The organism is Methanomicrobium sp., from assembly GCF_055145805.1.
In genome coordinates, this window is the sequence record NZ_JBSREC010000029.1 from 39,215 (window position 1) to 50,068 (window position 10,854).

Consider the following 10,854-nt stretch of genomic DNA (forward strand, 5'->3'; position numbering starts at 1 on the left):
TTTGCTAAGGGATAATTCCTAATGGATATATAAAATTACGGGATGAAAAAATCCACATCTTTTTTTAGAGTTTAAATAATAAACTGCCTCACACGTGAACTTAAAAATGGTCTTTTTTTCTTTTATCAGTGAAGATAACGGCCCCTCTGTTTTATCTCAGAGACACGCTCCAAAACCTCGTCTGCATCCTTAAATGCCGCCCTGTAGCCCTCTGAAAACTTAAACACCAGATTATCGTGACCAGGTGCCGTACTCTCAAGAGTCTGCAAGAAAACATGCACATCAACACCGCGCGACTCTGTCTCTGACGAGATGTAAGATAAGCCAAAATCAATGAGATAACACCTGCCCGGTTCACCACCCCCCACAATAATATTTGAGGTTGTAAGATCCCCGTGGATTATTCCTCCCGTGTGAAGTCTTCCCACAGCAATGCCTGCATTGAGCACATTCTCTTCTGTCAGGACAAGTTTAAGCATGTCGCCTGAGACATTTTCCATAACAATTGAGTCTGCCGTCACATCCCTGATAACAGGTGTTAAAACACCGCTTCTTCGTGCAAGCGATATCAGGCGGGCTTCTGCACGTGTCCTCTCCGCAATAAGCCGTCTGTCAAGTGCAGAATTTCTGTAACACTTTGAAAGTCGCTTTTTGAGGATATTTTTGCCGCAGACAGTCACAACAGCCTCGGCACCCCTTGCAGAGCCGTTTTCTATGAGATTTGCCTTCCCATAGGAGACATCTCCTGTATCTTTGCGCCAGAAAACCTCAACATCATCAGAACGGTACGAAGGATTTACACCTGATTCAGAAACAGGAATCGTCTGCCCTGCCTCAAGCATTATCTTTCCCGTGTATGCTATCATCGCACCGTTATCACCGATGTATTTTTTCTCCGGGACAAAGAACTCACAGCCCCTCTCCTCACACATGGATTTGAGCATCTCTGAAAGGCGGGAATTTGCTCCGACTCCGCCGACTAAAAGCACCTCATCCTTTCCTGAATGTGCAAGTGCTCTTTCTGTCACCTCAACACACATTGCAAAGGCAGTCTCCTGAAATCCTGCACATGTATCCTCCAGAGACGCCTTTGAGTCCTTCGCAGCCGACATCAGGCCGGAAAATGCAAGGTCCATACCCTTTACAGTATAGGGAAGATCAACAGGAGTCCCTTCTTTTGCATATTTTTCGACAAGCGGACCTCCCGGGTGGGGAAGTCCTTTGCTTCTTGCAAACTTGTCAAGTGCATTTCCAAGCCCTATATCGAGGGTTTCGCCAAATATCCGGTATCTTGATTTTAAAAATCCCAGAACCTGCGTATTCGCACCGCTCGCATAAAGAACTACAGGGTCATCACAGCCGCATTCATGCCTCCCTATCTCGACATGTGCCACACAGTGGTTAACACCAATTAAGGGAACATCAAGTGCCACTGCAAGCGAGCGTGCAGCGGTTGCAACAGTCCTCAGGCACGGGCCAAGGCCGGGACCTCTTGAAAAAGCGATGCCTGAAATTTTGTCCTGATCAACGCCCAAAAGAGCCTTTGAAACAACATCCTTTAGAACAGTCGCATGATGCTGCGCCGCCTCCCGCGGATGAATACCTCCGTTCGGCGGACTATAAGGATTAGAATACAGAGAAATTAATTTCTCTCCAAAAACAGCGGCACTGAGGTTCCATGCTGTCCCCTCAATACCCAGTATGTGCCCATCACCAGGCATTGTCATTTATTTGTTAAATTCTGTATATCCGCATTTACCGCATGCAACACGATCGCTGTGCTGTGCCATAAATACACCGGGGCCGCAGCGCGGGCAGTGTCTGCGCTGTGCAACAGCCTTGTCGTCCTCGATCTTATACATTGAGGAACGCTTTACGGCATTACTTTTTGCCGGTTGTTTAGCTGCCATAATGTTCAGGCCTCCGCCTCTTCTTCAGGTTTCTCTTCCTTGTTGCAGCGTTTGACAATGTAGTCAAGTTCTGTTGCCTTTAGTTCTTCCTCGCTCTCGTAAAAGCGTGCCTGACCTACAATTTCCTGCTTTCCAAACTCTCCTGCAAGTGAATCCACCACACAATTTTTTGGATTTACATTGCGAAGTGCGCAGAGTTTGCCCATCATTTCTTTCCTTGAAGGTGTTGCGCCTTCATATGTAAGGACAAAATCAAGCTCTGTGCGGTTAAGAAGCTTATTTTCCTCGTCTCTGGTAAATTCGAAGTCCATCGATATCCCTCAAATATTGTCTACAAATTTATTTAAAACCAATAGCCGTAATTAAGAAAAAAGACAGGTATTTTTTTAGATCATACCTTTACAAAAAGGGAGAAAAGCTCTTGTGCACGTTTTTTTGACGCAGAATCCACAATTCTTACAACAACCCCTTCCCCGGGCTGACCGTAAAGAACTGCGCTTTTCAAAGGAAGCATCATAACAAGAGGAATTACCGCCAAATCCTCTTCTCCGTCGACATGCACAAGTGCCGGAGGGTTATCCACTCCTGCCCTGAGCGCAGAGATGAGTTCTTCGGTTATGTACCCCGCAGGATTTTTCACCTCAATTCTTTTTACAGGCAGAAGAGGTGTACAGAGGCAGGGTTCACGCATGGTATTGCCGTCTATCACAGAAATATCAGGCACAATGCCTTTTCTTCTGAGGTTTCTTGTAACAACATCCCCTACTGCATAGACAGGTGCATCACCCAGATACTCCAGAGCCTTAACTATATCAGGAAAAAGGGCCCCAAAGGGCTCCTTAAATTTATCTCTCTCAGTTTCCGGCAGAAACCACATTTTCAGCGTACTTTTAAGGCATATTTTCCGGGCATCTCGATCTTCATCTTCTCTGCAATCATCGAATTTTTTGGATCAACAATATACAGATAACCTGCCCAGTCTTCGCTTAAATTTGAACTTCCGCATGTGACACAGGACTCGCCTTCAACAACGTGATGACAGTTGCGGCAGACCCGTACCTGCTTCTTACTCTTTGGCGCCATCTGCCTTTGCTGCCTCAAGCTCTTCTTCAATCCAGTTCTCAGTTCCAAGACCTGCCTGACGCATGGTAAGACCAATCTTACTCTCACGCGGATCACGCTCAGAAAGACTCAGAGATACAACACGGGCACGTACGCCGTCGCCCACTGCAATCTGGCGCTTTGTTTCCTGACAGATCAGTCTTCCGTTCTTCTCATCGTAGTTGATGTATTCGTCTGAGATCTGACTTACATGAAGCATTGCATCAATTGGTCCGAGAGATACAAATGCTCCGAAACTTGTGGTCTCAACAACCTCTCCCTCAACTATCTCCTGCATCGCAAGACGCAGTACAACAGCATTAAACTCGACATAGTAATAGACTGCGCCGTCACTCGGTATGATGTCGCCTTCCCCTATATCGTAAATCTCGGTTACTGCTATGAAAATTCCGATTTCCTTGTCAATAGTGCCTTCAAGCTGTTTCTGAAGTTCGTCAAGAACAACAACCTTTAAGTCTTCTCCAAGACGGACAGGCGGAACACGCACCTTGTCCTGAAGTTTTATCTTATAATACATGTCTTAATTCTCCTTTTTCTGCCCGGATATTAGCCTCTTAAAATCTCAAGAGTCTTCTGATTTCTTAATACTATTACATCAATATGAAAGTCAAGAAGCTTATTTCTAAGCCCCCGGTCATTTGTCATGACAGTGCAGCCGTTCTCATCTGCATATTTCAATATCATGTCATCGACAGGAATACTGTTGTCAGGATTTTTTAAAACCTTACACCGCCGGGAAAGCGACAGACCAACCCGTGCGGCGGAGGCGTCACGTCCCCTGCCAAGTGATATCCCTTCAAGTTCTGACACCACACCTTCGAGGGTTACAGGCTCAAAAGAGCCTATGAGAGCCTCGGTTCCGGAAAATACATCCACATTGAACTGTCCCGGAATCATCAGTGCATTGGCATCAAAAAGGACTTTCACTCTACCAGTGTTCCCATACCGATAAGACGCCAGCGTCCGCCAACCTGCCTGCTGATTGCAATACGTGAGCCTACGGCCACACATACAGGTCTCTTCAGTACAACTTCAACGACGTCTTTTTTTGTGTTGACAACGACACCGACCGTCACTGCTGTTCCGACAGAGAGCATCAGAGGCTCTTTATGTCTCAGGGGCTCGATTAGCGCATCATCTGTTGCACCGACAACCCTCTCCATTAAGGAAACCTTAAATGACAGATTGTTCCAGACAGGCGGAAGCTTTCCCACATGTCCGGCAACCTGGCCTGAAAGCGCATCGCTTTTTGTAATTGCCGGATCCAGTTTTGTCCCGATCCCAAGAAGACCACCCGGTGTTGCCTCTGCAACTTTTTTGTTGCCTGCGTTTATTGTTGTAATCTTTGTTGTTATAGGCTCCCAGTGAATCTGGTTTTCAGCCTCAACCTTTCTTCCGGGCCTTATCTCTATATCGTCACCCTCTTTTAGAATACCCTGGGTTAAAGAACCGCCGATGACACCGCCGTTTACATCACGCCAGCTGCATCCCGGTTTGTTTATGTCAAAAGAACGTGCCACAAGCATAAGGGGATCATCGTTTGGATCACGTTTCGGAGCAGGAATGTATTCGTCAATGGCCTTTAACAAAACCCCGATATTGATGCCTTTTTGTGCGGAAACAGGGATCACAGGTGCATTTTCCGCAATAGTTCCCTTAACGAACTTTTTAATCTGTTTATAGTGAGCAAGTGCCTGTTCCTGTGAGACGACATCTATCTTGTTCTGGACGATTATTATATTTTTAATTCCCACAAGCTCAAGAGCCATCAGGTGCTCTTTTGTCTGTGGCTGCGGGCATATCTCATTCGCTGCAATAACCAGCATAGCGCCGTCCATTAAAGCTGATCCGGAAAGCATTGTAGCCATAAGGGTCTCGTGACCCGGCGCGTCAACAAACGAAAATGTTCTGTATGCTTCGCCCTTCCCACCGCATACAGGGCATTCCTCAGACGTCGAATATGATTCAGAGCCTTCACATTTCGGGCATTTGTATATTGTTGCATCAGCATACCCAAGGCGGATGGATATACCACGTTTTATCTCTTCACTGTGCCTGTCTGCCCACTGACCTGTAATTCCTGAAACCAGTGTGGTCTTTCCGTGATCCACATGGCCCACAAGACCAATATTCACATCAGGGATAAATTCGCTACTCACTACTTCTCAAACCTCCTTATTGATATATATCATCAATTCATGCACCTGCTCTGCGATAATTAAAACCCAGAAAAACATTACAGAATTGTGAGTGATCTTTGTACATATTTATATTGTAAATTCAATAAACTTTGGTATAAAAATACAAAAAAAATATTTGAATTATCTGTTCCTGTATGAACCCGCACTTCTGTTTCTTAAACCAAAAATACCATATTTTAGCACAATTAGTAAGAAACAATTATAATAAAGCACACAAAAAGTAAAATCATATATAAGTATGAATAATCAGAAAGGAAATTTCTGCTTATTTGTGACAAAAACGTGATTATTATGGTACATGAATCAGACCTTTCAAGAATAGGAATATCACTTCCAAAAAATCTTCTGGACAAATTTGATGAAATTCTAAATTGCCGCGGATATTCATCGCGTTCTGAAGGAATCCGCGATGCAATACGGAGTTATATCACATACTACCAGTGGATGTCCGATGTGCAGGGGGAAAGACAGGGAGTAATTACAATGGTGTACGATCATGAACACCGTGGGCTTCTGCAGACACTCACCGAAATTCAGCACGAACACATCCATATTATCCAGTCCTCCCTTCACTCACATGTAAACCATGAAAAATGCCTTGAGGTCATACTTGTACGCGGCGATGCAGGGGAAATTAAAAAGATTGCAGAGACACTAATGGCACAAAAAGGCGTGGATTCGGTAAAGCTCACAACAATACCGGTAGAAGAGCACCAGCACTGAATTTAAAACTGCAATAAAAAAAATGTTTTAATCTTTTAAAATTTTTATTTTTATCCTTTTTTCCGGGTTTAATTTATCCTGCACCGACACCTGTCACATCATCAAATGCAGACGCAATATCCTCAGAGTTCAGATCCTCAGGCCTTCTGAGTCTGTCGAGATCAGCACTTTCACTGCGTTCTTTTTTCACAGTCACTGATTTGGCGGGAATGAGCGTATCAGTCCTGTATTTAAGCCCTGTGGAGTCAAGCTTTGCGAAATTAAATCCGTCTGATATATCAATTTCCACAACCTTTCCGGTTGTTCCTGTACGCGGGTACCTTACGATATCGCCCACAGATATTTCCTCATCCGGCATACAGGATAGGTTTGTGTGCGTCTAAAATATAAACATTGGGAGTCTAAAAATTTCTACAATGACGGTTATCCCGATAAACAGAGTGAAAAAAGAATATTTCAACGGGACACACAGGGCAGAGAAGCCGGAAAATACCCTCAAAAGAATAAAGGCGCTTATGAGTGAGATCGGTGTTTTAGAGAGTACAGACATCACAGATCTTGACCGGTTAAATATTCCTGTATTCTCCGCAATAAGGCCAAATGCGGCATGGGGCGGAACAAAAGTGCACGCGGGAAAGGGACTCACCCCGGCTGATGCCGAGGTTTCTGCGATGATGGAGGCAATAGAGCGTTTTAGTGCAGAATACCGCGGCGAGAGAATGGAGTTTTCAAGTTATGAGCAGCTCGGACTTACAAAGGCACTGGATCCAAAAGATCTCATCCTGCCGCGTGAGCCTGAGATGGGAGAAGAGATGCACTGGATCCCTGCATGGGATATTTTAAACGAATGCGAAATTTTTATCCCCGCAAACGCTGTGTTTCATCCTTATGATCCTGTCGGAATGGCACAGCAGTTGTTCAGAAGTGATACAAACGGCCTTGCATCAGGAAATGTAATGGAAGAGGCAGTTCTTCACGCCATATATGAAGTAATAGAAAGAGACGCCCTGAGCTGTGCGGAAAAAAACCGTTTACTTGGAAAAAAGCTCATAATTGACAAAAAAGGGCCGCTTTTGGATCTCATACAGACATTTGAGGATAACGGAATAAAAATTCATCTCTGGTACCTGAACGGAAAAACCGGTGTTCACACTGTTGCAGCAGCAGGAGACGATACAGTTGCAAAAGACCCGGGACTTCTTGTAACCGGTTCGGGCACTCATTTAAATCCTGAAATTGCAGCATTCAGAGCCTTAACTGAAGTTGCACAGAGCAGGGGAAGCTACATTAAAGGGGACCGTGAAAATGAGAACCGCAGGGCAATTTTAGAAAAAGCAGGATACGAGAGGCTTAAAAAGATCAACAGGATGTGGTTTTCAGATAAAGGAGATGAAATATCCATATCAGAAATCCCAGATAGAAGCACAGATTACATTGATGACGATATCAGAACAGTGTTAAAAGAGCTAAAAGAGCATACAGAACATGTTTTCGTCTGCGATCTCTCAAAGACAGAAATTCCTGTTGTAAGGGTTGTGATTCCCGGATTTGAAATTTCTTATGTGAATCCTGCACGTAAAAAAACACAGAACAAACAGATGTTCTGATAAATATTCAATAAATAATTTTTTTTCAAAACCAGACAAAATATCAAAAATTAAAAATTGAAATAAATATTGAAATTTAAAAAAAATAAGATTTTTTCCTTAATTTATGTAAAGGCCGTTTAATACCGCATCTTCACTGACAGAGAATGTCTTATCAGTACCTTCGATAATATATTCCCCGGAAACTTTTGTTCCGTAGTTGTCACCTGTTGTGGAGTAAGGAACAACAAACTCACCGTCAGTACTTCTCTGTCTGTATGCAAATTCCCTTCCCTGATCTGTTGTCAGCTGAAGGCTTATTATTCCCTCACCCTTAATTATCGCTCCGGGAACATATTCAAAGGTCTTTACATAACGCAGATCAGAACCGTCACCTGCAACATTTGTCGGCGATTCATGGATTATTCGGTAATGCTGAAGTGCAGGAACCTCTGAGAGAGGAGATAACAGATCCACATTTAATAAAACCGCACCTGTGCCTGCCTTTGCGTTTGCATTGAATGCATCCGCTTTTTGTTTTGCATCATCATATGAAAGAGGATCAGCCGCTGCAATTATCGGCAAAGGTGAGCCGTATTGTGCGCCGTCCACATACTCAATGTAATAAACCATGTCAGGTTCTGTCATTGAACCGTCGAAATTGTGCAGTTTCGAGATCATTGTCTGGTAATAATTCTCATTATTGAGCCTTGTAGAACTAATGCTTCCGTCCTGTGCCATCTGGGCAAGATCTTTCTGATATGGTGTCTGCATAAGAGAAGGATTATACCAGGTTGTCATTGCCCAGAATTTGAGTGAATCCATCTCAACATCTGTTATAACATAACGTGTATTGAGCTTGTCAAGAATTTTGTTAGAATCAGACTCATCCTGCTGGATAAAGAATGCCGCGGAATCTCCTACCCCCTCCTGGAAAGGATTTGCATTCGGAGGTCTTTTTGCAATGAATGTTATCCAGTGACCATAATCCCACCAGGTCATAACACCATATGACTCGGAAGGATTTTCATATGTATCAGGATCATAGGCCATAAAATAGTCTATTCCGGTATCCGGAGTGTTTTCACCCATCCATTCAAGAGATTCCTGCCAGTCAGGCGTCATCCCGGCATTCTTAAGACCATTCGCTGTTGCAAGATCAAGTGTTACTGATGAATAGAAAAATAAAACTGCAAGAATAATTCCCAGTACTGCTACCAGAACGTTTACACCATATACTTTTGGTTTTTTAGGCGTGGATGGTTTTTTATGTGATTTTTTCTTTGATTTTGAGGTTTTTTCCTCATTCTCTGATAAAGCCGGAGATTCTGACTTTAAATCCACCCCGATCAAAAGCAGGAGATCTTTTAATCCATATTCTACTGCCCAGGCAACAAAGACAGCTGATAAAATGGCTACATTTACCGCAAGGTAATATTCGTATCTTATCTGAACTGTCGTTGAATAAAGTGCAACTGCCGACCAGACAACTATGAAAAGATAAGTCTGGCGTGACTCTTTTATAAATTTGTAAGCAGCCACTACAAAACCAGGTATAAGCATTAAAATACCAAAGTTAAACGCCTGCCACGCAGATGCCAGTTCCCAGTGTTTTGCCTCCTGAATAGTCAGAAGTGTTGTTGTATATCCGAAGAAAGAAAAGAGGCCTGATATAAAAAAAGAGAAGAACTCAGGTAAAAAATACACCATAAAGAGAATTCCCACAATAATGAGGCCAAATAATGCTCCAATGTAATATGAAAACGACTTATCCTTCAATCCCTTTTCAAGTCCATAAAGTGCAAGTGTTGCAAAAATTATTGCAAGATATGCAAAGATATGGCCAAGTGAATATACTACCATAGTCATGCCTTCGTGGCGTATCCCTATTAAAAAAACTCCGATGATTGCAACTAAAAATGTGACGACATTTAATAGGACAAGATATTCAGTTGAATTTCCTTTCAGCCTGTCCCATATGAACTGAATACCCGTATAAACCGCTGCAATAAAGGCGAAGAGAACCATTGTCGGCATCACATAAAGTCCAAGAACATATGCCACTCCTGAGAAAACCGCAATAAGTGCAGGTATCTTCAGTGTATCAGCTGATTTGAAATCAACAGGATTTTCCCTTGTATATGAGATGTAATACAAGTATGCAAAACAGAAGAGTGCGCTGAACAGAACCTCGGCAATATGGTGATCGACAAATCCAAACATCGACCTGTACACATACTGTCCGGAGACAACAGCCATAAAAAGGGCTGCAATAACGCCGGTCTTCCAACCTGCGACCTTCTCACCGATAAGATACATCAAAGGCACCATTGCTGTCGCCATTAAAGGCGGAAGCCATGATGAAACATACATTATCTCTGTCCTGGTTGCAGCTCCTGTAATAATACACATAATCGCCGCAAGCATAGGATACAGAGGGCCCCAGAAATTTTGTGTTCCGATAGGATAGCGTGTCATAGGGTCAAACCACGGATACTGAAGTGAGTTTGATACCATGACCTCAATCTGCCTGAGATTGTACCAGGGATCATTTCCAAGAAGATTGACACCGGCATCCGTCACCAGCCCTTCGGACGGAATCAGCCTGATCCACAGGGCAAATGCCGAAAAGATCACCAGTAGCCCGAGTATTATATAATTCCTGTATTTGGCAATTTCAAATATGTTCATGCAATATTCCTAAGATTAATATCTTTATTTGAATTTATTATAGATTTTTGTTACATACATAAACAAACAGAGTATGAAAGCGTCTGCCTTAACACATTTGGATGAGGAATACCGAAGTGTGGTACATATTAAATAAACCAGAATAGTAAAACAGCATCAACAAAATCATATTAACCATAGTTTTCAAATAAAGTGGTATCATATGTGTGGAATTGCCGGACAGTATGTCTTTTCGGGTCACAAACCCGATATAAAACTTCTAAATGGTATGTCAGACTCTCTAATGCACAGGGGTCCTGACGATTTCGGAGTTTATACAGGCGAGAAGATAGGACTTGTTCATAGAAGACTTTCCATCATCGATCTCTCCTGTGACGGAAAACAGCCAATGGCAAACGAGGATGAAACCATATGGCTTGTTTTCAACGGCGAAATATACAACTATCAGGAGCTAAGGGAAGAGCTAATCAAATCAGGCCACACATTCCGGACTAAAACCGATAGTGAAGTAATTATTCACGCATTTGAAGAATGGGGGCACAAATGCCTTGATAAATTCAATGGGATGTGGGCATTTGCAATATGGGATGATAAAGAAAAAGAGCTCTTAGATCGGAAGAG

At 43.1% G+C, this 10,854-nt stretch carries 13 protein-coding genes; 3 read left to right on the forward strand and 10 right to left on the reverse strand.

The genetic code is table 11. The features are described from left to right. Positions 1-125 precede the first annotated feature (125 nt). From ACTB1O_RS02185 to ACTB1O_RS02220, 8 genes are all read right to left on the reverse strand, one after another. Entirely contained in the window at positions 126-1,721 is a 1,596-nt protein-coding gene (locus ACTB1O_RS02185; RefSeq protein WP_462993514.1) for a bifunctional N(6)-L-threonylcarbamoyladenine synthase/serine/threonine protein kinase, read from the reverse strand. Positions 1,722-1,727: 6 nt separating this feature from the next. Continuing rightward, the gene (locus ACTB1O_RS02190) at positions 1,728-1,910 is read right to left on the reverse strand and encodes a 30S ribosomal protein S27ae (RefSeq protein WP_462993500.1); all 183 of its coding nucleotides are present in this window, start codon (positions 1,908-1,910) and stop codon (positions 1,728-1,730) included. 5 nt (positions 1,911-1,915) lie between these two features. Next, the gene (locus tag ACTB1O_RS02195; RefSeq protein WP_462993501.1) at positions 1,916-2,221 is read right to left on the reverse strand and encodes a 30S ribosomal protein S24e; all 306 of its coding nucleotides are present in this window, start codon (positions 2,219-2,221) and stop codon (positions 1,916-1,918) included. A gap of 80 nt (positions 2,222-2,301) precedes the next feature. Then, entirely contained in the window at positions 2,302-2,787 is a 486-nt protein-coding gene (locus ACTB1O_RS02200; protein ID WP_462993502.1) for a GTP-dependent dephospho-CoA kinase family protein, read from the reverse strand. 2 nt (positions 2,788-2,789) lie between these two features. After that, complete coding sequence (spt4, locus tag ACTB1O_RS02205) at positions 2,790-2,993, reverse strand: transcription elongation factor subunit Spt4 (RefSeq protein ID WP_462993503.1); 204 nt, start codon at positions 2,991-2,993, stop codon at positions 2,790-2,792. Then, positions 2,977-3,549: a DNA-directed RNA polymerase gene (locus ACTB1O_RS02210; RefSeq protein WP_462993504.1), complete on the reverse strand. Its 573-nt coding sequence runs from the start codon at positions 3,547-3,549 to the stop codon at positions 2,977-2,979. Before ACTB1O_RS02210 ends, spt4 begins: the two co-directional genes overlap by 17 nt. 29 nt (positions 3,550-3,578) lie before the next feature. Then, positions 3,579-3,959: a type II toxin-antitoxin system VapC family toxin gene (locus ACTB1O_RS02215; RefSeq protein WP_462993505.1), complete on the reverse strand. Its 381-nt coding sequence runs from the start codon at positions 3,957-3,959 to the stop codon at positions 3,579-3,581. Next, entirely contained in the window at positions 3,956-5,191 is a 1,236-nt protein-coding gene (locus ACTB1O_RS02220; protein WP_462993506.1) for a translation initiation factor IF-2 subunit gamma, read from the reverse strand. Before ACTB1O_RS02220 ends, ACTB1O_RS02215 begins: the two co-directional genes overlap by 4 nt. 333 nt (positions 5,192-5,524) lie before the next feature. Between ACTB1O_RS02220 and nikR the strand changes: the two genes are divergently transcribed. Then, complete coding sequence (nikR, locus tag ACTB1O_RS02225; protein ID WP_462993507.1) at positions 5,525-5,956, forward strand: nickel-responsive transcriptional regulator NikR; 432 nt, start codon at positions 5,525-5,527, stop codon at positions 5,954-5,956. A gap of 73 nt (positions 5,957-6,029) precedes the next feature. Here nikR and ACTB1O_RS02230 read toward each other — a convergent pair whose 3' ends face one another. Then, positions 6,030-6,314 (reverse strand): DUF2098 domain-containing protein, encoded by a 285-nt coding sequence (locus ACTB1O_RS02230; RefSeq protein WP_462993508.1) that lies wholly within the window; start codon positions 6,312-6,314, stop codon positions 6,030-6,032. Between the two features lie 82 nt (positions 6,315-6,396). Between ACTB1O_RS02230 and ACTB1O_RS02235 the strand changes: the two genes are divergently transcribed. After that, positions 6,397-7,563 carry a YcaO-related McrA-glycine thioamidation protein gene (locus ACTB1O_RS02235; protein ID WP_462993509.1) on the forward strand — a complete coding sequence of 389 codons (1,167 nt, stop codon included), beginning with the start codon at positions 6,397-6,399 and terminating at the stop codon, positions 7,561-7,563. Positions 7,564-7,662: 99 nt separating this feature from the next. Here ACTB1O_RS02235 and ACTB1O_RS02240 read toward each other — a convergent pair whose 3' ends face one another. Beyond that, positions 7,663-10,233 (reverse strand): oligosaccharyl transferase, archaeosortase A system-associated, encoded by a 2,571-nt coding sequence (locus ACTB1O_RS02240; RefSeq protein WP_462993510.1) that lies wholly within the window; start codon positions 10,231-10,233, stop codon positions 7,663-7,665. Positions 10,234-10,435: 202 nt separating this feature from the next. Here ACTB1O_RS02240 and ACTB1O_RS02245 point away from each other — a divergent pair. Beyond that, a partial coding sequence (locus ACTB1O_RS02245; RefSeq protein WP_462993511.1) for an asparagine synthetase B family protein occupies positions 10,436-10,854 on the forward strand: 419 nt, incomplete at its 3' end.